Source organism: Rhizobium sp. GW821-FHT14E12 (genome assembly GCF_058803745.1).
This window is the reverse complement of sequence record NZ_JBXAPH010000001.1, coordinates 825183-846972: the sequence shown is the minus strand read 5'-3', so window position 1 is coordinate 846972 and position 21790 is coordinate 825183. Positions and strand designations below refer to the sequence as shown.

Genomic DNA, 21790 nt, shown 5'->3' with positions numbered 1-21790 from the left:
AAAACGCGGTTGACAATCGCCGTGTTCGGGCAGAGCAGGGAACTCAACTCAATATCTCATATTTCCCATGAAGATAGTTCCGCGTCCCTGAGCGCGGAGCCGAAGAAAGACCAATGGACACCCTGCAAAGCCAAGACCGGACAAGCGCGCTCGGTCATCCCGGATATCGTTCCTTCGCCGCCTCCCGCGTCTTTTCCTCCATCGGCTTCCAGTCCGTCACCGTTGCCATGGGCTGGATGATCTACGATCAGACCCATAGCGCTTTCTACCTTGGTCTGGTCGGCCTTTGCCAGTTCCTGCCAATGGTGGTGCTGACCTTCATCGTCGGTCATGTCGCGGACCGGTTTGACCGGCGGCGCATCGGTCTTGTCTGTCAATTGATCGAGGCGTTGACGGCGCTGGTGCTGGCCATTGCCGTTTGGCAGCATTGGATCGGCCCCCACGGCATTCTCGCCGCCGTTGCCGTCATGGGGGCTGCCACTGCCTTCGAGCGCCCGACCATGGCGGCGCTGCTGCCGAACATCGTGCCGCCCTCGATGCTGCAAGTGGCGATCGCCACCTCGACCTCGATGATGCAGACGGCCTTCATCATCGGTCCGTCGCTCGGCGGCCTGCTATACGGCCTCAATCCCGTCGCGCCTTTACTCGTGTCGGGGGTGCTGTATGTCATTGCGAGCGTCAATGTCATTTCCATCCGTGTCGAGCGGCAGCAGCCGTCTTCGCGCGAGCCGGTGACGCTGAGCTCGGTCTTTGCCGGCGTTTCCTTCATCAAGAGCCGGCCGGTGATGATGGGCACCATCTCGCTCGATCTCTTCGCGGTTCTGCTCGGCGGCGCCACGGCGCTGTTGCCGATGTTCGCCCGCGATATCCTGCATGCCGGCCCCTGGGGGCTGGGCCTGCTGCGCGCGGCACCAGCCGTCGGTGCGCTAGTCATGTCGATCTGGCTGGCGCGGCGGCCGCTGCAGAGCGACGTCGGCAAGAAGATGCTGATCGCCGTCTTCATCTTCGGCGTCGCGACCGTTGTTTTCGCACTCTCGACCAACATCATCCTTTCCGTTGCAGCGCTGCTCGTTGTCGGTGCGTCTGATACGGTCAGCGTCGTCGTGCGCAGCTCGCTGGTGCAGCTCCTGACGCCGGATACCATGCGCGGTCGGGTCAATGCGGTGAACTCGCTGTTTATCGGTACATCCAACCAGCTCGGCGAATTCGAGTCCGGCATGCTCGCCAGCGCTTTTGGTCCTGTCCTCACCGGCATTATCGGCGGTGTCGGCACGATTGCGGTGGTGCTGCTCTGGACACGGATTTTCCCGGATCTGACCAAGGTCAAGACGCTCAACGGGTGAGGCGCAATCCGACACGACGCGTGGTCCCGCAGGCTCATTGGTCGTCTAGGATATGATCCAGCCCGGTATCTCGTTTGAGATGATTGCTGAGACTTAGGGCATTCTTGCGTGCTGCTTTGTCCTCGGGGCGAGATTTCCGCATGCATCGAAGTGCTTGCAGTAGTTGATCGATCCGTTTTTGGATAGCTTGCGGCCCAATATTTCCATGAGAATTTCTCATCTTCCGCATACCTTTTGACCTTATGATGAAAAGGTATACGCTTGGAAATTTGCGGCGTATAATGAAGCTTTTACCCGTAATACATGAAGGATTTTCATGGATAAGAGGCCGCTTCCACCGTTGATCGTCTTGCAGGCATTCTGCGCTGTCGCCGAAACCGGTGGCTTCGGGCGCGCGGCCGAGCGGATGGGGCTGACGCAGACCGCGATCAGTCATCAGCTTGCCCAGCTCGAAGGCTGGATCGGTGGCAGGCTTTTCGATCGCGGCCGGTCGGGTGCGCGCCTGACCCCACTTGGCGCGCGTCTGCATCCTTCGATCGCGGAGACGGTCTCTCAATTGGAGAAAGCGCTCTATCAGGCGCGGGCGAGCGTGTCTGTCCGCACCTTGGGATTGTCGGTGACGCCGGAGTTCTCGAGCCAATGGCTGGCCTCGCGGCTGCCCGATTTTTGTCAGCGCTATCCCGACATCGAGTTGAAGATGGCTGTCGGCTATCAGAAGCCGGATTTCGGGGCCAATGGCGTCGATCTCGCCATCTGGCTCGGGCGGGCCGACGCCGGGCTTGTGCTAGAGGAGTTGCTGACGGACGAGGAATTTGTCGTCAGCTCGCCGGGCCTGTCCAAACGACTGCCGCCGCGCAATGCGATAAGGGCCGCACCGCTGCTACGCTACGCCGGCATGCGGCATACGGTGCTGGACTGGCAGCGCTGGTACGAGCAGGTGACCGGTCCCGATCACGGCGAAGGCGCAGGTTTCGATATCGGGCAAACGGTGGAGGCCGGGCCGTTGTTCGAAACCTTCGCAGATATGCTCAAGGCCTGCCGGGACGGCCTCGGCTTTGCGCTGGTGCGCAGCTCGCTTGTTGCGGAAGATATAGCGGATAGAACGTTGGTGCGTTGCTTCATCGAGGTCCAGCCCTCAGCCGTCAGCTATAATCTGGTCTATCCGCTCAATGCCTTGCAGAACCCATCGACGGCATTGTTTCGCAATTGGTTGATATCTCAGGTCAATAAGGCTGGTTGAGAACAATCACTATCAATCGCGTAGCTTGATCAAGCCTGCCTCGGTCGCTCGAAAGCCCAGGTTTCGATAAAAGCTGGCGAGATGCGGTTCGAAATCGACATGCAGCCACTCTGCGCCGCGTTCGCGCGCAGCCTTCGTTGCTATTCCGACAAGGCTGCTTGCTATTCCCTGCCGGCGGAAATCGGGGGAGACGCAGGTGTCGAGAATAAAGGCATGGATGCCGCCATCCCAGGCGACATTGACGAAACCCACAAGACGCTCTCCGGCAAAGGCGCCGATATGAGCAAGGCTTTTCGACAGGATTGGCGCGAAGTCCCGTGCGGCGGGTTCATTCCAGGCCGCAGCCCACAGGGCGTTGAGAGCTTCGTTTTCGGGATAAGGATCGGTCCTGAATTCGATCGTCACAATCATCCCCTCGCTAATTGTTGATGGAACTGTGCATCCCATGTCGGATCGCGTTATCATCGATCGTCCTTTGCAAGTGAGAACAGAACAGAGGAGACCGATATGCCCTATGTGGATGGTTTTATTCTTGCCGTGCCGAAAGACAAGATCGAGGCCTACAAGGCGCTGGCACACACAGCTGGCGAGGTCTGGATGGAGCATGGTGCGCTCAGTTATGTCGAGGCGATCGGGGATGACGTGCCTTATGGGGAACTGACGTCGTTTCCACGCGCCGTTCTGGCCACGGCGGACGAAGTCGTGATTTTTTCGTGGATTACCTATGAAAACCGCCAGCATCGGGATGTCGTGCTGGAAAAGGTCATGGCTGATCCGCGAATGAAAGACGGGATGGAAAACATGCCCTTCGATGGCAAGCGCATGATCTATGGCGGCTTCGATATCTTTCTGCAAATCTAGTCTGCCGGCGGCGGGGCGGGCTTGACTTTGCGGCCGTTGCGGCCGACCTCAAGTGCTCCACCGCATCACTATCGGGAAGAGGCCATGCCACAAACCGTCATCACGCTGTCCACCCATGGCCAGGGACTTTATGAGTTCACGGAGCAGGCGGCGGATTTCGTCCGTGCGGCAAGTTCAGGCGCGGGCGAGGGACTGCTGACCGTCTTTGTCCGCCATACCTCCTGCTCCCTGCTGATCCAGGAAAATGCCGATCCGGATGTGAAGACTGATCTCAACGCCTTCTTCCGCCGCCTTGTGCCGCCGTCTTCCGATCCCTCGATGCGGTGGATCGTGCACACGACAGAGGGGCCGGACGATATGCCGGCACATATCAAGGCAGCGCTGACGCAGGTATCGATTGGCATTCCCGTGACGCGCGGTCGGATGGTGCTCGGCACCTGGCAGGGCATTTATCTCTTCGAGCATCGCGACCGGCCGCACCGCCGCGACATCGTGCTGCATCTCTCCGCCTGAGCCCACGGATATTTGCGTCAATCCTTTGTTAACGCTCCTGAATACATTGTGAATGGCCAATTCGCGTTCGGTTCAGCTTGACTGACCTAACGTGTCTCCAATCCCAAGGGCATCGGACCACTTGATGGGACCGGATTTCGGGATTGCAACGATCCAAGAACTTGAAGGAGAAACACCCATGATCAGCCTCATTGCAAAGGCAGGCATTGCAGCCCTCATCACGCTCGGCGCCATCTCCGCCACGGCTGCGACCGCATCGGCCAACGATTTTTCGGCCGGCGTCCATCAGGCACGCTACGATCATCATCGCGGCCGCGCATGCTCGCCGATCGCGGCCGTCCAGAAGGCCCGTGCCATGGGCCTGCGCCGCGCCCATATCGGTAACATCACACCGCGCCGTGTCGTCGTCGACGGCTTTAGCCGCCGCGGTCCGGACCGTATCGTTTTCGCCAACGCGCCGGGTTGCCCGTTGATCCGTCGCTAAGATGGGAAGGCTAGGGGTAGCGTAACCGTTTACGGGCGATATTCCGTCGCTTCTATGTAATTTCAAGCTTACTAAAGTCGCCCTCATGAAAGAGGGCGGCTTTTATTTTTCCGCCTTCCCACGAATCTGCCTCTGGAATCGGGTTTGTCTTCGTTGTACCTGAATAGGGCATGAGCGGTTGATTCTGGACTTGTTCAGTGTCGGGCCGTTACTCCTCAGGCGCTCACTCGGGAGATGCGGCAAGCATGAGAGAGCTGCCTTTCACTCCATGGAGGATACAATGAAAAAACTACTGGCAAAGTTGGGGGTCGCCGCCGCCATCGCGGTAACCGCGCTGTCGGGCACGGTCGAAACCACTTCCGCCCAGGGACTGGACATCTACGTCGGCCCTGGCCGTCATCGGCCGCCACCGCCGGATTATGACAACCCGCGCTTCGATCGTCGTCGCGGCTGCGACCCGCGGGAAGCCATGGATGTCGCCCGCAGCTATGGCCTGCGCCGTGCTCGCGTGGTTGACGTCACGCCGCGTCGCGTTATCGTCGACGGCTTCACCCGTCGTGGCCCTGATACAATGATGTTCGCCAATGTTCGCGGTTGCCCGTTGATCGGTCGCTAATAGGTTGACGGGCGCGTATAGCGTCCGGGGCCTACAGTTTACGCTTTCGCTTTATCGGCGGGGGCCGCGAAACCGCCCTTTGCTCGGTCCCATCGGACTTGAGCGAAGGGCGGTTTTGTTTTGTGGCTAGAGCGTGCACCACTCTAGCCTGTTGTTTTGACGCAATCCCGGACGGAAAACCGCTGCGCACTTTTCCTGGAATTGCTCTATTGTTGGATCGCGTAGGTGATGCTGACGGAGGCGTTATAGGTGTTCTCGCCGCTCGCGACCGGCACCGAGCTATCGGCAGATGCCTTGGCCGCCATGGCTTGGCGCATGTAGGGCTGTGGCGGGGCCATGATGGCGCCCTCGTTGATCGAAATAACGCGGCCGAGCTTGACGCCAGCAGCCTCGCTCAACGTCTTTGCCTTGGCCGCTGCGTCAGCCACGGCGTTCTTGCGGGCTTCCTCAAGCGCCGCATCCGGCTTGTCGTTGGTGAACTGGATATCGCCGCCCTGGTTGATGCCGAGCTTGACGACCTGGTCGAGGAGGGTGCCGAGCTTGGAGAGGTCGCGTACGCGTACCGTCAGGCCATTGTTCACCTGATAGCCGGTCAGCGTCGGCGGCTGTGACTGGCCGTCCTTGTCGCCTGGATAGACATATTGCGGCTGGATCGAAAAGCCTGAGGTCTGTAGGTCGCGCTCGGCAATGCCGCTGTCCTTCAAGGTCGCGAGCACGGCGCCCATCGCCTTGTTGTTCTGGTCCAGCGCATCCTGTGCGGCCTTTTCCTGCTTGATGACCGAGAGCGTTACGATTGCCATGTCCGGCGCGATCGCCGAGTGCCCTTCGCCGGTAACCGTGATGATCGCCTCACGCGGTTTGGCGTCTTCGGCGAATGCCTGGGCGGCCGGCACGAGGAGCGTCGCGCTGAACAGAGCGGCAAGAATGAAATCTCTGGTTTTCGTCATCGGCATGGTTCGTTCCTTGGTTGGTGTTTCCTCAGTATTCGTTTTTGCTGATTGATTGTGAAGGTATTGCGGCAGTCCCTTGTGGGAAAAGAAGAATTGGGTTAGAGCCAGATCGGCTTCCGGGGGACCATTGCTCCGGAACTGCATGCACGATCACTTCTAGTCGTGCCGGGCCTGTAGCTCAATGGTTAGAGCCGGCGGCTCATAACCGCTTGGTTGGGGGTTCGAGTCCCTCCGGGCCCACCATTTTTCCAAATCCACAAAACCGAACCAATCACACGCTTCAGCGAGTGATTCCATTTGATTTCCGGTGTCGTGGGCCTAGATAAAATAGGAGACAGCCCGATAGGAAAGACATCGATGGCGGATAGTTCCGAGCTCAATTCTTTAGACCTGTCGCTTGATCGCGAATTCTTCGATCTGCTTGTTGGAAGTTACGCTCGCATTGTCGGGATGTCGCTCGTCGATCAAGGGCGCGGGCCGGAATGGCTCTATCAGGATGCTCCCTTTGTGGTTGTGGCGCATAACACGGATCCAGATCCGCGGTTCGTCTATGCGAATAGAGCTGGCCAGGCTTGTTTCGAATATCCGTGGGATGAATTCGTGACCTTGCCGTCGCGTCTGTCCGCGGAGCTTCCCAATCGGGCGGAGCGTCAGCAATTGCTGGATGCGGTGACGCGCAACGGCTTTATTTCCGATTATCGTGGACTACGGATCGCAAAGTCCGGTCGGCGTTTCTGGATCGAGGATGGCATCGTCTGGCAGCTCATTGACCATGAAGGGCATCGGCGAGGGCAGGCGGCGACGTTTTCGAGATGGAGAGACGCCTGAGCCTGCTTGAGTGTCACGCCACTGGCTCCAATGCCTGTTCCCGTTTGATCTTATGAAACATGTCGTTACGCGTCTCCATGGACTGTTCATATTCACAGGCGAACAGTTCGGCAGCGTGACGGCCGGCGAGCGTTTTGTCGTTTTCGATCACAGAGGCGATGCGCCGGAACAGCTCGGCCTCGAAGCTGCCTGCCTTTGCAACCGGACTTGGCCGCGCTAACCGCGCTCCGCCATCCAAGCGGATCGCCGAGACATAAAACTCACCGTCATAACCGTCACCGGCCGAGGTCAGTTCGGCACGGCCATAGAGGAGCAGGCCTGATTCCCAGCAATCGCAGAGATTGATGGTGAGCTCATCGAATGAGTATTCGCAGGAGAAGACATCGTTGGGTGTCATCAAGCTGCCATCCATGTTGCCGACGTGGACGATTGGGCGGTCAGGCGATCGATTTCTGCCATGAGCGTTGTTCGATCCTTTGCAATCGACATTCCGAATGGTCGGGCGTCGATGCGCAGCAACTCCAGTCGCAGGCTTGTTAGTCGCTCGGCACGATGCTGTTCCTCGGTCTTGGTCGCGTCAGCTGCTTGCTGCTGCGCCCAGATCCAGGCTGTTGCCAAGGCGCGGGCGAACCATTTGCGCCGGCCGGCTGCGGTCGATGGCCGGTGTAGCCGCGTATCGCGGTGGTAGAGCGTCCAGGCAACGATCATGGCGTCTGACTTCGCTGACATGAAATACGCACCCTCCTTTTGCGTGCCCACCCACTGGGACACGGCATTCATATTCGCTCGATCCTCGATCCGGTTTCGCGGACTTCATGCAAGATTTTGAAACTTGCATGGGCTCATTCCGTCTCGGGCGATTGGCTCGCGAGAAGAGAGATGGCACGCGACACAATCAATGTCAACATTTTATATGTTTTTAAGCAACCACATAAACATAAACTATGTTTAATTGGGTCTGCGCGCCGAATATCTTGTCGTATCTGGTTTCGACAAGCTCGTGGCAGCGGATGACTGGCGGCGGCGGCGGCCCGGCTTTACTTCCGTGCGATATGCCCGCAGATGCGCCCGATGATCGTCAGTCGCTCCAACTCGACCGTAAAGGTTTCCAGTGCCGGGTTGTCGGAGATGATCTTGACCTGGCTGGGTTGGGTGAAGGGGACGCGCTGAAGGCGTTTGATCTGCGGTTCGGAATAGCCGTCGCTGATGGCATAGACCGTATCCGTCACCATCAGGTTCTGTGAGAGGTCGACGATGACGCGATCGCCGGGCATATAGGTGGGCTGCATGGAATCGCCGATCACTTCCATGATGATGGTGTGGTTCGGTGATGCCTTCGCCTCGTTGCGCAGGTAACCTGCTGGAATCACCCATTCCGCGATGATTTTGTGGCCGGCGACATTGCCGGCCCCGACTGGCAGATTGATGACCTCGCCGACAATGCCGCTACCGGCGCCGAGCTTGACATCAACCTCCGGCGTTGCGCCCTCGATCTTCGACTGCCAGTGCTCCCGGCTGTAGCTGACGTTCTCGCCGTCCTCGGCGAACCCTTCATTATATTGTTCATCGGGGTCGAAGGAGGTGACCATGCGTGGCCCTGGCCGCTCTACCTTGCGTGGGCCTTCGCCAGTCAGAAGATAGCCGGCGGTGGTGCCGAATTTCTTGGCATAGCGATCGGCGATTTCAGGGCCGAATTCGTTCTGGCCGTTTTCGTGTGCGCGATAGGTGGACAGGCTGACACCAAGCGCCTCCGCCGCCTTCGTCGCTGAGGAGTAATTTGCGGCTTCGCGTGCCGCCTTCAGTCGTTCGCCCATGGATTTCTGCATGACCAGACACTCGCAAAATAATTAACATAAATCATGTTGACATCGACATTAATAACAACATAATTTGTGTCTATCAAGATGCCTGTGGAGAAAATCGCCGCGAGGCTGACGTGCTGAGGCGGGTGCCGCTCGGCAATAGTGGTTTTAGGAGCGGTCGCATGGTCTCGATCAGGAAAGGCAGAAGGCTGGGTTCCAGCCCATTGTATTTCGACTTCTTCTGGGGGTGCCCCGGCTGTCGGCGGGCCTTGTCGATTGCCGAGGTGATCGAGCGACATTGTGAAGCCTGCGAGGAGCGTGTCGAGCCGGTGGAGATGTCGGATCGCGGTTTGCCCGGGTGTCAACAGGACGCGGAGGCGATCACATGAGTGAGATCGTTCAGGGGTTTCTCGCGTGCATTGGTGCGTCGCTGTTTTTCGTCTGTGTGCTTGCGGCTTTGGTGCCGATCGTCTCGTCGCCGAAATATGCAGGCGAAGGTGACGACATCAGCGGTGCGCCGGAGGGCGATCAGGTTCATTTCCGGATCGCCAAGGATGGGGCTCGGCGCGGAGCGAAGCTGTGACGGGATCATTGCCATAGCGCGGCGGCGGACAAGCGTCTGAATTGCTTGCAAAAGTTAATCAAACTAACTGGCCGGGGGCGGCCAGAGGAGGTTTTTATGAATGAATTTCAGATCGGAACGGAAGCGGTCGCCGGTGGTCATCTCGGCTGGATACGCAAGGTGCATCGCGCCACCAACGACGTCCTGAAGGACAGCCGTGGCGAGCCGATCGTCTTTTCGACCCAGGATGCAGCCAAGGCGGCCGCAGGCGAGGCGATCGTTGCCTATCTCAACACGCCGATGCTGCGGGATGGGGCGAGGGTGGAGAGAATGTCCAAGGCGGAAGCCTTGTTCAAGCCGAGGCGCTCCTCTGCGGAAGCCGAAAATGGGAAGGTTGCATGATTGAAATGATGCCGCTGACCGTTTTGAATTTTCCTTGTTGAAGGGAGGGGATGCGCCCATGACCAAAGGCAGGCTCGACACTCTTCTTGACGGCCTCGGCATCAAGCTGGTTCCGGTCCATCGCCGCCGCGCACCGGCGCAAAGCCATGCGCGGGGTACCATGCAGGAAATCCGCGGGCAGCATGGCGACGGCCACCTCGTCTTTGTCCTGCGCTGCATTCGCCAGACCGGCAACAATCGCGATGAACTCTGGTCGGACACCATCGGCGCGGTCTCGGACATCCTGGTGCAGCGTCAGGATTGGGCATTGCAGCGGCCTGGCGATCTGCTGGCCGCCTTCGACGATATTGCGCTGGCGGTGTTGCGCGCGGATGCCGTAGCGCGGCGGCCGTGGCCGGTGCGCGCGACGCTTCGGATTTTGATTTACCGGGAACTGGAGAAACGCCTTGATGTACCAGAACGCTTCGCAGTTTAACGACCTTTCGCAACATGCGGCGGAGGTCGCCGATCTAAGCCTCATCGTTCGCGCCCGTTTCGTTGAGGCTGCGGATACGATGGTGCATCTCGACGTGCGAGGTGTGCGCCCGGATCGGATGCGGACGCTTTGGCCGGATGTTCTTCCCGAACCCGGAGATCACGCGGATATCCGCGTCCGCTATCGCCCGAGCGCAGCGGCCATCAGTCGTGCGGAAGAAGTGCTGCAGGGCTGGCTGTTGACGCATGTTCGGGACGAGGAACGTCGTATCCTGCTGTCCCGATGGTCGGTTTGCCTTGCAGCACCGTACGTTGCCGGCTCTTTCCGCGATTTCTGCGCAAAGACAGGAAGGGTGAGGCGAACGGCGGAGCGGTGGATTCAGGCCGAGTTTCAGGCTGTGGCTAAGGTTTTGCTCGCGGTTTCGCCGGCGTTGCAGGAGCCGGATTGGTCACGCGTCGCGCCGATGATGCCGAATTCGGCGGGAAGTCTTGAGCGAGCAAAGGTGCCTGCCGCAAAGCATGAGACATACTGGTTGCCGGATGACGCAAAGCCCGTGTTCGATGCGGCCAGCCCGGAGCTGGCGGCTCTGGCGAAGCGTTTGGAGCGAGAAAACAGGCGGCGAGCGAAGATGAAGCCTAACTCGTGAGAATGGCCCTGGTTCGAATCCAGGGCTTTTTCGTTAGGATGCCTCCTCAACGCGCCGGTCTTGCCGAGATGGGGCTCCTTCAAAGGCAAACACTCCGCTCGACCTCGTGCTTCCCGCCGTGTCGCCAAAGTCCGTCACGGCATATTCCGCCAGCAAGCGCAGCCGTGAACGCGGCAGATGGGCGCGCCATGGATCTCCGATCAGAACCTCCATGCCTTGCTCCAGGCAACGGTCGAGAAAGATCGTGACGCGCTCGGCAAGTGCCGCTTCATAGAAGAGATCGCCGACGCAGACGATATCCGTGGCAGGTGGCTCGCCGGTCGTTAGATCGGCAAGGACGGGGAGAATCGTCACGCCGTTGATAGCGGCATTTAGCTCCATGGCAGCGATGGCATAGGGGTCGACGTCGGCCGCGATCACCTTGGCTGCCCCCGCCTTTGCGGCGGCTATGCCGACAATGCCGGAGCCGGCGCCGAGATCGAGCACGCGGCGGCTGGCGACGACATCAGGTCGGTCGAGAAGATACCGCGCCAGCACCAGCCCTCCACCCCAGTAATGTGCCCAATAGGGTGAGCCGAATGCCTCGTCCCGCTCGGCGAGCCGACGTAGGCCGCTTTGCGGTCCGGCCTTGTGGAGACGAATCTCCGGAATCGACGAGACAGGCAGAACGGGAAGGTGGGCGGCGATGAAAGTCTGCGCTGCATCGATCGTGGCCACGGCTTGCGCCGCTTCCTCCGGTTTGTCGCTGCTGTCGATAGGCTCCCCTTCGCGCGACAGTATCGTGCGGATATGAGAGAGATCCTGATCGGGCTGGTGTCGGTCCTGTTTCTTGGTCATTTGTTTGTCTGATGCTAACGCCGTTTCGACGGAAAAGGAGAGTATTCTTGCTCTGATCGTCGGACGAAAGAATGCAATATTCCAATGTAATTTCAAATAATTATCGGGCTGTGGATCAAAGATTTCTCAATCCTTGCAGCCAGTTTCCCGATCAAGGGTGTCGCCAACAGCGCCGAATTGGGGTACTCATTTGTGCATGATGAGAACAGTTGCAGCGACGCACTGTTGACCGAAAGCGGCTCTCTTTCAGCCGTTTGTTTCCTTTCAACGTTCCATCGGAAATCACACAGCATGTCCACAGCCGACAAGCCCGTCGCGCCGCGCAAGCCGCGTGCTCGACGGCGCAAAACCGTGTCCGCCGGCGATACGCCGCTCGACTATATGCTGAAAGTCATGCGCGACGACGAGGCGGATCAGAAACGACGGGATGAAATGGCGAAGATTGCCGCATCCTATGTTCATCAGAAGCCGAGTGAACGCCCGGGCAACGGAGCCAAGGGCGGGCAAAGCTTTACCATAGACTTAACCAACGCCACGGATGAGCAGCTTGCGACCCTCGAAACCCTCTTCGGTCCGCTTGCCGGATCCGGCGGCGATGATGGCGGCGATCCGCGAGGAGAAAGCGAAACGGAGGGCTGATGCCGAGCGGGCTGAGCTTGCCCGGCGGATTGCAGCGGATGCCGAGAGGATTAGGGAGCGATGTCGTTCGCTCGCCGGTTTCGTTCGCGAAGCCTGGCATGTGGTCGAACCTGCTGTGGACTATGTTCATGGTTGGCACATCGATGCGATCTGCCGACATCTCGAGGCGGTAACGTCAGGCGAGATTACGCGGCTGCTGATCAATGTGCCGCCGGGAACGATGAAGTCGCTTCTCTGCGGTGTCTTCTGGCCGGCATGGGAATGGGGACCGAGGGACAGACCGGAACTGCGCTATCTCGGCTCGTCCTATTCGGAGCACTATGCCAAGCGTGACAACAGGCGCATGCGCGATCTCGTCGCCTCCGAATGGTATCAGACGCTCTGGGGCGACCGGGTAAAGCTGACGCGGTCGGGTGAGATGGCCTTTGCCAATACGCGTACCGGCTTTCGCCAAGGCGTGCCGTTTTCAAGGCTGACGGGCGGGCGCGGCGACAGAGTGATCATCGACGATCCGCATTCGGTCGACGGTGCTGAATCCGAAGCCGAACGGCTGTCAACCATCCGCACCTTTCGGGAGTCCGTGCCGACGCGGCTTAACGACCCGCAGCATTCGGCGATCGTCGTCGTCATGCAGCGGCTCCACGAGGCGGATGTCTCCGGCACAATCCTGTCGCTTGGGCTTGGCTATGAGCATCTGATGCTGCCGATGGAGTTCGAGCCGGAGCGTCGCTGCCGAACATCGATCGGTTTCGCCGATCCGCGAACGGAGGAGGGCGAACTGCTCTTTCCCGAACGTTTTCCGCGTGCGGTCGTGGAACGGGACAAGGTGCCGCTTGGCTCTTACGCAGTTGCCGGTCAGTTTCAGCAGCGGCCGTCGCCGCGCTCGGGCGGATTGTTCCAGCGCGGCGATTTCGAGATTGTCGATGCTGTGCCGGCGGGCGCCAAACGTTGCCGCGCCTGGGATTTTGCGGCGTCTAAAGCGCGTCCAGGCCGCCAGTCGGACTGGACGGTGGGCCTGCGCATGGCTGAAGCCGATGGCATTTTTTACGTCGAAACCATCGCCCGTGGTCGTTGGTCGCCGGCGGAGGTCGAGCGCAATCTGAAGAACATGGCGACACAGGACGGGCCGACGGTGATGATCCGCATGCCGCAGGATCCGGGCGCCGCCGGCAAGGCGGATGCGGAGACGAAGATCAAGCTGCTCGCAGGATTTCCCATAAAGGTCTTGTTCATCACTGGTGACAAAGCGACCCGCGCCAAGCCGGCGTCTGCACAGGCTGAGGCTGGGAATGTCAAACTGTTGCGGGGCGACTGGAACGAGGTGTTTCTCGACGAGATCTGCGCCTTTCCGAATGCGCAGTTCGACGATCAGGTGGATGCCTTTGCCGATGCGCTGAACGAGTTGGCGCTCGGCTCGTCCTTCAGCTTCAAGAATTTCTAGGCCCGCATCGCGGGCCTCTCTTTCACAGACATGCCAAAGGACAATCCATGGGACACGTACTCTCGATGGTTCGCGACGGGCTGGTGAGCCTTGCGTCTCGCATGGGGACGGAGCGCGACAAGGCGGCATCGGTCTTCTATGCGCAACCGATCCTGACAGACGAACAGATCATCGCCGCCTATCGCGGCTCCTGGCTACCGCGCAAGATCGTCGATATTCCGGCTCTGGATAGTTGCCGAAAGTGGCGCAACTGGCAGGCCGAGAGCGGTCAGATCGGATTGATCGAAGCTGAAGAGCGCCGGCTAAACCTGCGCGGCAAGGTACTGGAGGCGTCGAAAAAAGCGCGCCTTTTCGGCGGGGCGGCTTTGTTCATCGGCGTCGGCGATGCCGACCCCTCTCGGCCGCTCGATATCGCGCGTGTCGGCAAGGGTGGGTTGAAACATCTGACCGTCTTGACGCGTCGCCAACTTGCCGCCGGAGAGATCGAGCGCGATCCTACTTCGGAATGGTATGGCAAGCCGAAATTCTACACGCTGACCGGCGCGAGCGGCGCGCAGGTCGCCATCCATCCGTCTCGGCTGGTGATCTTCAATGGCGCCATGGCGCCGGACGAGGATTTCGGCGGCGCGCTGGGGCAGGGCAGTCTCGGCTGGGGCGAGAGCGTGCTTGCCGCGACCCTGGATGCCATCAAGAATGCCGATAGCACGGCCGCCAATATCGCCAGCCTCGTCTTCGAAGCGAAGATCGACATTATCAAGGTGCCGCAGTTCTCGGCCAATATCGGCAACCAAGCTTACGAGGATGCCGTGCTGCGCCGCTATACGCTGGCCAACACCATCAAGGGTGTCAACGGCACGCTGATCCTCGATGCCGAGGAGGAATACGACAGCAAGAGTGCCCCGCTTTCCGGTCTCACGGATATCCTCATGGCCTTCCTGCAGATCGTCTCCGGCGCTGCCGATATTCCGGTCACCCGTCTGCTCGGCCAATCCCCCGCCGGTCTCAACGCCACCGGCGATGCTGATATGAAGAACTACCATGACCGGATCCAGGCGATCCAGGAACTCGACTTCACGCCTGCCATGTCCCGCCTCGACGAATGCCTCATTCGCTCCGCCACTGGCGCCCGCGATCCGGAGATCTACGCCTCCTGGGCGCCGCTGGAGCAGATGAGCGAGAAGGACAAGGCCGACATCTTCAAGACCAAAGCCGATGCGGTACGAACCCTGTTCGGCTCGTCTTCCGGGCAGGAGATCATTCCGCGCAAGGCACTATCCGAGGCGCTGGTGAATACGCTTGTCGAGGATGGATCGTTGCCGGGGCTGGAGGCAGCGATTCGGTTATTGAATGATCTGCCCGCTCCGGAGATCCGATCGACTCCGAGGCGATAGTACCCCAGCACGGGTGCTATGAGGCTGGCAGAGAGACTTAAACTCACGGCCTCTCCCTTACCAAGAATGATGGTGAGAAAAGGTAAGTATCCTAGAAAACATAAATATATGCCGCCACCACACCTTTATTACACAGCTTTCGCACTTATCCGGTTGAGCACAGTAATACAATTGTTGCAATCGTTGCGATTAATTCTTAAATCTACGCTGGTGATTGCTGTTCGGGAGGATGGAATTGGGCAAGGCTTGCGTGAAGCTAACCACCCCGACTGAATCTCACAGCGGGTATTGATTCACTTGTTGTCAAGAATTAAGTTTTAACTTAATGGTGCGGCTGAGCGCAGTATGAAAGATCTAATCGAAGTGTGCGTCGGCAAGCGCTATAGAGTTATGATGACGCCGCAAGTTGCTAAAAGGTTCGAAAAATCAGATGCGCGCCAACGTGGTCGGTGTCTGCAGTGGATGAAACGGTTCGCCGAAGACGGCGATACATATCTCGATGATGAGAAATTTAAATTCGAAGGCCGCTTCTCCACGGGCCAGAAAGCCGGAACAAAGATTGCGATTTCTGCATTCAAGGCATGGCAACTCCGCGTCTACGGAGGCCTTGCTGTGGATGGAGTGTTTGTTGCGACCGAGATTGATACTGCAAAAAAGCAAAATGCTGCGGACCGCGCGATGCTTGAGGCTGCGGCGCGCAAGTTGGCAATGTACATGTGACAGGAGGACAATATGAGATTTGGTCCCGCTGATGAAAACGAAGCCGTCATCTTCGCTATCGAGGAGCTTCGAGCAGATATTCAATATGACATTTTGCGTGCGATGAAGGACGCAAACGTCTCGCAAGCAGAATTGGCGCGCCGTCTGAAGGTCAGCCCTGCATGGATTTCTCAGATCTTGGGTGATGAAGCCAACCTGACGATCGAGACCATTGCTCGGATTTATTGTGCGCTTGGCTCGCGTTGCGAGTGGCATAGCATGCCGGCGAAAGAGGCTACTTTTCGCCAAGGTTCCTGGAGCACGTCCGCACCGGTGGCGAAGTCTGTTGGATGGGCCATGGCTGTCGAAGTTTCAATGCAATCAAACTTTATTGAGGTTGACGCTGCTGGCACGGCGGCGGCGACCACCACGAATATGTTGATGAAGCTTATTGAGAAAAAATCGCGCAAATCACCACCTATGGTTGTTAATGACAATCTTTCCGAAAAGCTCTTTGAGCAAGCGGTTGTCGCATGAGTGAAGTTAGCCTTGCTAAGGGTGATACTGAGGTCACAAAGGCCGAGGCGCTTGAAGCGTACAATCAGATCGTTGAGCATGCCGACCTTCTTGATATCCGCCTGATGGATCTCAAATTTTCAGTGAAGCCTGAATACTTTGTGGCGCTGCGAGAGGATGAGGAAGGCGGAAAGCCGCTTTCACGTTCATTCGATGGCGAGCTGACATCCGTCAACTATGACGCGGAGTCTAAGACGCTGGGGGGGCATTTTACTTGGTTCACCAACGTAACGATCTCCAAGAAGAAGCTTCTTAAAGTTGAAGCGCAGTATTTTGTCGTCTACAGCGGTGTTCCGGAGGTCGCGAAAGCCCACCTTGAAGCCTATTTACAGAGAGTAGGTCGCTTCGCGTCTTATCCATATTTTCGCGGACTGGTTGCTCATCTCTCTTGGGAGTCCAAAGCCGAACTCCCGGTGATGCCGGTAATTAAGAGTTCACGGTCGCGTGGGTAAGTGCAATCTTCGCGACCTGTCCAGCTTACGAGCTTTCTTGAAAAATACACTGGATCGACCGGTGGTCATTTCATATGTGCTTATCGGGATTGTCTGCGAACCAGTGCCGAAGTTGGCAATGGAGACTGTATATCTTGTCAGCCTCCTCCTCTGCCTCGGCGTCGCCCATCTGAGCAGTAGTAGCGGGCACGGCGCCGAGTTCGTTGTCTTTAATAGCAGTCAATTGTTCCATTAGCTGCTTGTATATATCTTTCATCTCGTCAGTCGGCAAATCATCTAGTCATCGCAGGATGAAACGTTAGATGTGCCATGCGAAGACGATCTTGGATTGTCGCAGCTGACGTTGCCATGAGATTGACGGCAGAACTAAATTTTTCGAACACATAACTTACAGACATATTGCTCTCCCGGTACGACGGCCTCGGTCGCCTAGTATCCGCGCATCATTCACCTGCGATGCAAGGTCTGGATATGTGCATGAAGCAGGCCCTTTGATCTCCAGTCAAATAAAAAACTCAGCGATTCGAACGCGCGACCCCCAGATTAGGAATCTAAAAAAGTTGGTAAACGGGCGAATTCCCGCAAGGTTCACACGGTAGAGCGAATGTGAGGATGTGTAGAAACAGTCCTCCGCAACCAACCACTTTCGGATTGGGCACTTTTCCAAAAAGCCAAATGATCATGTGGACGAGCCAGTGGTCCAAGAGATCACTAAGGATTTGAAAACATTAAATTGAGGCAACCCGGCCTCCGGCCTCAGAAGAGACATTCGCCTCTACCACTGCCGCATTATATGCAGCCAACGTAGTCTCAACCAAAGTCGGCTCCGACCAAGGAACATCCAATCATGAACTTCACAGACATTGTCACCGTCGCGGGAACGCGGCGGACCGGAGACGGCTATCTTGTGGCCGATGCCCGGGTCGCCCGTACGGGCATTCAAAATTATCTTGGTACGGAAATCGGCCGGCCGGAGATGCGTACCGTGCGTGTCTATCGGCCCGGCGCGGAAGTGTTTTCCGAGGATACGCTGAAGAGTGCTGCTCACCGGCCGGTGACAAATGAGCACCCGCCGGAGATGGTCACGTCGGAGAACTGGAAGAAGTATTCCGTCGGGCAGACCGGCGATGAGATCGCCGGTGAGGGCATCTTCATTCGTGTGCCGCTGATGGTCAGCGACGAGGCGACGATCCGGGACATCGAGAGCGGCAAGCAGGAGCTTTCCGCCGGCTATGTCTGCGATCTCGATTTCACCGCCGGCGTGACGTCCGCCGGCGAGGCCTATGACGCTGTCCAGAAGAATATTCGCATCAATCATATTGCCATTGTGCGCCGTGGCCGAGCTGGATCGAAAGTCCGCATCGGCGATGCCGCCGCACCGTGGGGCTGCGCTCCTCTCGCAGCCCCACGCCCCATTTCCGATCACCACGAAAACAAGGAAGGGATGATGTCCGCAAAGACAATTACCGTCGATGGCATCGGGATCGAAGTCAGCGATCAAGTCTCGGAGCTTGTCGCGCAGCTCCAGCAACAACTTGCCGATACCAAGGCCCAGATCGCTGTGGCCGATGCGGCCTATCAGAAGGCCATCGCTATCCGTGATGCCGAGCTTGACGCCGCCAAGGCAAGCCTCGTGAGCGATGTGGAGATTGAACGGCGGGCCGAAGCGCGCGCCGATCTCATCGGGCTTGCCAGGGCAATCGTTGGCGATGTGAAGACGTCGGGTCTTTCGGATGCGGCGATCCGCAAGGCGGTCGTCGTCACCAAGATCGGTGAAGGTGCGGTTGAAGGCAGATCGGATGCCTATATCGATGCGCGCTTCGACATGCTTGCCGATGCGATCCATGAAACGCCGGATCTCTTTGCCGCCGTAGTCAAGGACGGCGTCACGACGCCGCAGACATCGATGTCGGCGGCCTTCAGCGCCTATGCCGCCATGGTGCGCGATCTGCAATCCGCGCATCAGCCGGCCACCCCCGTTTAACCAGGTCAACGAAAAAGGAGACGCTTCAATGGCGACTTATCAGACCACCTATGGAAACGCTCCTCAGAAGGGCCTGCACGGGCAGATCGCTTCCGAGGAAAAATCCAACAAGATCAGCCGCACGGTGGAAAATGCCACTGGCATCAAGTTCGGCCAGCCGGTCCAGCGCGGCCTCGCTGATCACGGCGTCGCACCCTTTGCCGCCGGCGGCAAGTTCCTCGGTATTGCCATGCTGACGCCGACCACTTTGCCCGGCGCGACACAGGTGGACGGCTACGCGCAGTTCGTCACCGGTGCCTTCCTGACCTCCGGCCAGATGTATGTGCGGGCAGGCGGCGCGGTCGCTGACGGCGATGCCGTCTACTACAACCCGACCACCAACGCCTACGTCAACGCGGCCGGCACCGGCATCGTCGGTCCCATTCCCGATTGTTTCTTCGACACGAGCGGTGGGAACGGCGACATCGTCGAAATCTCGCTGAAGCACAGGAGCGCCTAATCCATGAACCAGTTCGTTCGACAGCATTTCGCCGATGCCCAGGCGGCCTATTCCTTCGTCATTGCACAGGGCCGCAATATCGAGACGCGGATCTATCAGCGCCGCTATCCGACCTTCAATTATGGCCTGCATGTTCCCGTCGTCACCGAGGGCAACGAATGGGCTGCTGGTACGACCTTCTTCACCGTCGACAGCGCGGGCGAGGCGAAGTTCCTTTCCGGTGCCGGCACGGACATGCCCTTCAACCAATCGACGCGCGACAGCGCCAGCCATGATTTCGCAATGATCGGCTCCGGTTGGGAATGGAACCTGGAGGAGGTCAATCAGGCCGCGCTCTACAATCTCGACCTCAACGCCTCCAACGCCATCTTTGCCGCCGACAAGATCGAGCGGCTGCTGAATTCCGTCGCCATGGTCGGTTCGGCGGAGAAGGGTTGGACCGGCTTCGTCAACGATCCGAACGTCTCGCGTGTCGATGTCGCCGCCGACGGCGCCAGTTCCTCGACCTTCTGGTCGGCCAAGACGGCGGATCAGATCCTGCGTGATGTCAACGATCTGATCGGCGGCGTGCGCTCGAGCACCGGCGAGGTCGAGTGGGTGGACAGCCTGCGTCTGCCGCCGGAGGCATTTCGGTTGATCGCCACCAAGCGACTTGCTGATACCGATGGCTACATCAGCGTCCTGGAATTCCTGCGCCGGGGCAATGTCTACACTGCCGAAACCGGGCAACCTCTCGATATCCAGCCGCTGCGCGAGTTGGCGACCGCGTCTCAGGATGGCGGCGGGCGTATGGTTGTTTATCGCCGCGATCCCGAGGTGCTGCGCTTCCATCTGCCGATGCCGCGCCGTGTACTGCAGCCGCGCCAGAAGTCGATTATGAGCTTCGAGACCGGCATCATCGCCCGCACCGGCGGCACGGAAGTGCGCCTGCCGGCGGCGATGGCCTATGGTGACGAGATCACGGCGGCGGCGTGAGTTTAGCGTCCTCCCTCCGTTTCGGCGGAGGGAGGAGCGTCCGCTTTCTTCATTGATAGACTGGAGCTCTTATGCCCGCAGCTTTCTATGGCACGCTCGATGCTGCCGATCTCTATTTTGCCGATCGAGGCAATGTGGCCTGGGCCGCGGCTGGTGAAAATGACCGCGTCGCTGCGCTGGTGCGCGGGTCGCAGATTGTCGATGGCCTTTATGAGCCGCGTTTTCCAGGTCTTCGTGCTGGCGGCTATGAGCAGCCACTGTCCTGGCCACGCAGGGCGGCTGTGACGGCGAACGGCGAGGCTATTACCGACGACATCGTGCCGCTGCCGGTGACTTATGCTGCCTATGAGGTTGCCGTGGTCGAACTTGCCGATCCCGGCAGCCTGACGCCCGTGGTCACAGCGGCACAGACCGTCAAGCGCGAGAAGGTCGGGCCGCTGGAGACGGAGTATGCCGCTGTCGGTTCCCTCGACGGCAGCATCGCTGCCGCAAGGCCGGTGCTGACGGTGCTTGACGGCCTGCTTTATCCCTTCCTGCGTCCGGTTCTGCCGGGCATTCTGGTGGTGTGATGGCTGGTTTCGACTATGCGAAAACCCGCGCGACGGCGGAGCGGCTGATTGGCAGGTTCGGCCAACAGGGCCAACTCCGGCGCATCACGGCTTCCGGCCCGGACTACGACCCCGTGCAGACGAGCGAAGACTTCTCTTGCATGCTGGTCGATCTCGACCATACCCAAGCGCATATCGGTGGCATGCTGATCCAGCGCGGTGACCGGATGGTCTATCTTTCGACGGCGGGGCTCTCGATCGAGCCGACGCTTGCCGACAGGTTGCTGATTGCCGGCGTGGAGCACGCGATCGTCGATGTGCAGCCGTTGGCTCCGGGTGGAACCACGGTGCTTTGGCAGCTGCAGGTGCGCCGGTGAGTGCGGTTGCCCGTTTCAGGGCCGTGCTTGCGCTTTGGTTGCTTGTCCGGCTGATCCAGACGCTGGAGCGACTGGCATCGTCGCCGGAGATCGAGCGGATGGTGACGGAGAGGGTAGCCGATAGAGGCGCCGCTTCCGCGATTCGCGCGCGTTATGGCGCCCTGACCTTTCTGAATTTCAAAAGATGCGCCCGTTCATCTGAGCGAATCTGAATCATTTCAAAGGGCTGAAGCAATGGCCTCTTCCGATTTCTCCGCCTCCGTCGCCGCCTGGGCCGAAAAGGCCAAGCAGCGGATGGAGGATGTGATCCAGACGTCCACGCGGCTGCTGGCCGAAACGGTCATCGAACGAACTCCGGATGCCAGCGGCGTGCTGGCGAATTCGTTTCAGGTTTCCGGCTCCGCAATGCCGGTCATGCGGGCAGGTGCTTCCGGCGAGGATGCCGAGGCGGTCAATCCGGCGACACTCAGCGTGCCGCTCGGCGGCATGATCTATATGGGCTTTACCGAGCCCTATGCCGCCGAGGTCGAATATGGCCGCGATGGCGAGACGGGGCACGGCATGGTGCGCCGCGCCGCGCAGGAATGGCGCAACATTGTCGAGCAGGCCGTCCGCGAGACGGACTGACCGCTCAAGACTTTCAACATCAT

At 58.9% G+C, this 21790-nt stretch carries 29 protein-coding genes and 1 tRNA gene; 24 read left to right on the top strand and 6 right to left on the bottom strand.

Going from position 1 to position 21790, the window contains the following annotated elements; translation table 11 throughout:
* Positions 1–113 precede the first annotated feature (113 nt).
* Both AC1RO0_RS04170 and AC1RO0_RS04165 read left to right on the top strand, forming a co-directional pair.
* Positions 114–1343 carry an MFS transporter gene (locus AC1RO0_RS04170; protein WP_498591671.1) on the top strand — a complete coding sequence of 410 codons (1230 nt, stop codon included), beginning with the start codon at positions 114–116 and terminating at the stop codon, positions 1341–1343.
* 316 nt (positions 1344–1659) lie between these two features.
* Complete coding sequence (locus tag AC1RO0_RS04165) at positions 1660–2583, top strand: LysR substrate-binding domain-containing protein (RefSeq protein ID WP_498591670.1); 924 nt, start codon at positions 1660–1662, stop codon at positions 2581–2583.
* Between the two features lie 12 nt (positions 2584–2595).
* Here AC1RO0_RS04165 and AC1RO0_RS04160 read toward each other — a convergent pair whose 3' ends face one another.
* Positions 2596–2994, bottom strand: a complete 399-nt coding sequence (locus AC1RO0_RS04160; RefSeq protein WP_498591669.1) for a GNAT family N-acetyltransferase — start codon at positions 2992–2994, stop codon at positions 2596–2598.
* A gap of 96 nt (positions 2995–3090) precedes the next feature.
* Between AC1RO0_RS04160 and AC1RO0_RS04155 the strand changes: the two genes are divergently transcribed.
* The 4 genes from AC1RO0_RS04155 (at position 3091) to AC1RO0_RS04140 (ending at position 5057) form a co-directional block, all read left to right on the top strand.
* A complete protein-coding gene (locus AC1RO0_RS04155; protein ID WP_498591668.1) occupies positions 3091–3444 on the top strand; it encodes a DUF1428 domain-containing protein in 354 nt (117 codons plus the stop codon).
* An 84-nt stretch (positions 3445–3528) separates the two neighbouring features.
* On the top strand, positions 3529–3957 hold the full coding sequence (locus AC1RO0_RS04150) for a secondary thiamine-phosphate synthase enzyme YjbQ (RefSeq protein WP_498591667.1): 429 nt from the start codon (positions 3529–3531) through the stop codon (positions 3955–3957).
* Between the two features lie 178 nt (positions 3958–4135).
* Positions 4136–4441: a hypothetical protein gene (locus tag AC1RO0_RS04145; protein WP_371108354.1), complete on the top strand. Its 306-nt coding sequence runs from the start codon at positions 4136–4138 to the stop codon at positions 4439–4441.
* A 280-nt stretch (positions 4442–4721) separates the two neighbouring features.
* The gene (locus AC1RO0_RS04140) at positions 4722–5057 is read left to right on the top strand and encodes a hypothetical protein (protein WP_153365158.1); all 336 of its coding nucleotides are present in this window, start codon (positions 4722–4724) and stop codon (positions 5055–5057) included.
* Between the two features lie 206 nt (positions 5058–5263).
* Here AC1RO0_RS04140 and AC1RO0_RS04135 read toward each other — a convergent pair whose 3' ends face one another.
* Complete coding sequence (locus AC1RO0_RS04135; RefSeq protein ID WP_498591666.1) at positions 5264–6010, bottom strand: SIMPL domain-containing protein; 747 nt, start codon at positions 6008–6010, stop codon at positions 5264–5266.
* 164 nt (positions 6011–6174) lie between these two features.
* On the opposite strand from AC1RO0_RS04135, the gene AC1RO0_RS04130 reads away from it, so the two are divergent.
* Positions 6175–6250: transfer RNA gene (locus AC1RO0_RS04130), tRNA-Ile, on the top strand.
* 114 nt (positions 6251–6364) lie between these two features.
* Complete coding sequence (locus tag AC1RO0_RS04125; protein WP_498592375.1) at positions 6365–6835, top strand: MEKHLA domain-containing protein; 471 nt, start codon at positions 6365–6367, stop codon at positions 6833–6835.
* 13 nt (positions 6836–6848) lie between these two features.
* Here AC1RO0_RS04125 and AC1RO0_RS04120 read toward each other — a convergent pair whose 3' ends face one another.
* The 3 genes from AC1RO0_RS04120 to AC1RO0_RS04110 form a co-directional block, all read right to left on the bottom strand.
* Complete coding sequence (locus AC1RO0_RS04120; protein ID WP_498591665.1) at positions 6849–7232, bottom strand: hypothetical protein; 384 nt, start codon at positions 7230–7232, stop codon at positions 6849–6851.
* Positions 7232–7564, bottom strand: coding sequence for a hypothetical protein (locus AC1RO0_RS04115; protein WP_498591664.1), 333 nt, complete (start codon positions 7562–7564; stop codon positions 7232–7234). Before AC1RO0_RS04115 ends, AC1RO0_RS04120 begins: the two co-directional genes overlap by 1 nt.
* Before the next feature lie 308 nt (positions 7565–7872).
* Entirely contained in the window at positions 7873–8661 is a 789-nt protein-coding gene (locus tag AC1RO0_RS04110; RefSeq protein WP_371112705.1) for a S24 family peptidase, read from the bottom strand.
* A 361-nt stretch (positions 8662–9022) separates the two neighbouring features.
* On the opposite strand from AC1RO0_RS04110, the gene AC1RO0_RS04105 reads away from it, so the two are divergent.
* The 4 genes from AC1RO0_RS04105 to AC1RO0_RS04090 all read left to right on the top strand — a co-directional run bounded on the left by AC1RO0_RS04105 (position 9023) and on the right by AC1RO0_RS04090 (position 10722).
* Positions 9023–9220 carry a hypothetical protein gene (locus AC1RO0_RS04105; protein ID WP_498591663.1) on the top strand — a complete coding sequence of 66 codons (198 nt, stop codon included), beginning with the start codon at positions 9023–9025 and terminating at the stop codon, positions 9218–9220.
* A 96-nt stretch (positions 9221–9316) separates the two neighbouring features.
* The gene (locus AC1RO0_RS04100; protein WP_498591662.1) at positions 9317–9601 is read left to right on the top strand and encodes a hypothetical protein; all 285 of its coding nucleotides are present in this window, start codon (positions 9317–9319) and stop codon (positions 9599–9601) included.
* Between the two features lie 58 nt (positions 9602–9659).
* Complete coding sequence (locus AC1RO0_RS04095; protein WP_498591661.1) at positions 9660–10076, top strand: hypothetical protein; 417 nt, start codon at positions 9660–9662, stop codon at positions 10074–10076.
* Positions 10051–10722 carry a DUF6362 family protein gene (locus AC1RO0_RS04090; protein WP_498591660.1) on the top strand — a complete coding sequence of 224 codons (672 nt, stop codon included), beginning with the start codon at positions 10051–10053 and terminating at the stop codon, positions 10720–10722. The genes AC1RO0_RS04095 and AC1RO0_RS04090 overlap by 26 nt, the downstream gene beginning before the upstream one ends.
* Before the next feature lie 33 nt (positions 10723–10755).
* Here AC1RO0_RS04090 and AC1RO0_RS04085 read toward each other — a convergent pair whose 3' ends face one another.
* On the bottom strand, positions 10756–11559 hold the full coding sequence (locus tag AC1RO0_RS04085) for a class I SAM-dependent methyltransferase (RefSeq protein WP_498591659.1): 804 nt from the start codon (positions 11557–11559) through the stop codon (positions 10756–10758).
* Between the two features lie 291 nt (positions 11560–11850).
* On the opposite strand from AC1RO0_RS04085, the gene AC1RO0_RS04080 reads away from it, so the two are divergent.
* The 12 genes from AC1RO0_RS04080 to AC1RO0_RS04025 all read left to right on the top strand — a co-directional run bounded on the left by AC1RO0_RS04080 (position 11851) and on the right by AC1RO0_RS04025 (position 21767).
* Positions 11851–12198 carry a hypothetical protein gene (locus tag AC1RO0_RS04080; RefSeq protein ID WP_498591658.1) on the top strand — a complete coding sequence of 116 codons (348 nt, stop codon included), beginning with the start codon at positions 11851–11853 and terminating at the stop codon, positions 12196–12198.
* Positions 12155–13639 (top strand): phage terminase large subunit, encoded by a 1485-nt coding sequence (gene terL, locus AC1RO0_RS04075; RefSeq protein WP_498591657.1) that lies wholly within the window; start codon positions 12155–12157, stop codon positions 13637–13639. The genes AC1RO0_RS04080 and terL overlap by 44 nt, the downstream gene beginning before the upstream one ends.
* Positions 13640–13686: 47 nt before the next feature.
* The gene (locus tag AC1RO0_RS04070; protein WP_498591656.1) at positions 13687–15030 is read left to right on the top strand and encodes a DUF1073 domain-containing protein; all 1344 of its coding nucleotides are present in this window, start codon (positions 13687–13689) and stop codon (positions 15028–15030) included.
* Between the two features lie 345 nt (positions 15031–15375).
* Complete coding sequence (locus tag AC1RO0_RS04065; protein ID WP_498591655.1) at positions 15376–15750, top strand: hypothetical protein; 375 nt, start codon at positions 15376–15378, stop codon at positions 15748–15750.
* Positions 15751–15762: 12 nt separating this feature from the next.
* Positions 15763–16266: a helix-turn-helix domain-containing protein gene (locus AC1RO0_RS04060; protein WP_498591654.1), complete on the top strand. Its 504-nt coding sequence runs from the start codon at positions 15763–15765 to the stop codon at positions 16264–16266.
* Positions 16263–16757 carry a hypothetical protein gene (locus AC1RO0_RS04055; protein WP_498591653.1) on the top strand — a complete coding sequence of 165 codons (495 nt, stop codon included), beginning with the start codon at positions 16263–16265 and terminating at the stop codon, positions 16755–16757. The genes AC1RO0_RS04060 and AC1RO0_RS04055 overlap by 4 nt, the downstream gene beginning before the upstream one ends.
* 847 nt (positions 16758–17604) lie before the next feature.
* On the top strand, positions 17605–18741 hold the full coding sequence (locus AC1RO0_RS04050) for a DUF2213 domain-containing protein (protein WP_498591652.1): 1137 nt from the start codon (positions 17605–17607) through the stop codon (positions 18739–18741).
* A 28-nt stretch (positions 18742–18769) separates the two neighbouring features.
* On the top strand, positions 18770–19240 hold the full coding sequence (locus tag AC1RO0_RS04045) for a structural cement protein Gp24 (protein WP_498591651.1): 471 nt from the start codon (positions 18770–18772) through the stop codon (positions 19238–19240).
* A 3-nt stretch (positions 19241–19243) separates the two neighbouring features.
* A complete protein-coding gene (locus AC1RO0_RS04040; protein WP_498591650.1) occupies positions 19244–20215 on the top strand; it encodes a DUF2184 domain-containing protein in 972 nt (323 codons plus the stop codon).
* 71 nt (positions 20216–20286) lie between these two features.
* On the top strand, positions 20287–20784 hold the full coding sequence (locus AC1RO0_RS04035; RefSeq protein ID WP_498591649.1) for a DnaT-like ssDNA-binding protein: 498 nt from the start codon (positions 20287–20289) through the stop codon (positions 20782–20784).
* On the top strand, positions 20784–21140 hold the full coding sequence (locus AC1RO0_RS04030; RefSeq protein ID WP_498591648.1) for a hypothetical protein: 357 nt from the start codon (positions 20784–20786) through the stop codon (positions 21138–21140). The genes AC1RO0_RS04035 and AC1RO0_RS04030 overlap by 1 nt, the downstream gene beginning before the upstream one ends.
* A 234-nt stretch (positions 21141–21374) precedes the next feature.
* Positions 21375–21767 (top strand): HK97 gp10 family phage protein, encoded by a 393-nt coding sequence (locus AC1RO0_RS04025; RefSeq protein WP_498591647.1) that lies wholly within the window; start codon positions 21375–21377, stop codon positions 21765–21767.
* The last annotated feature ends 23 nt before the right edge of the window (positions 21768–21790 follow it).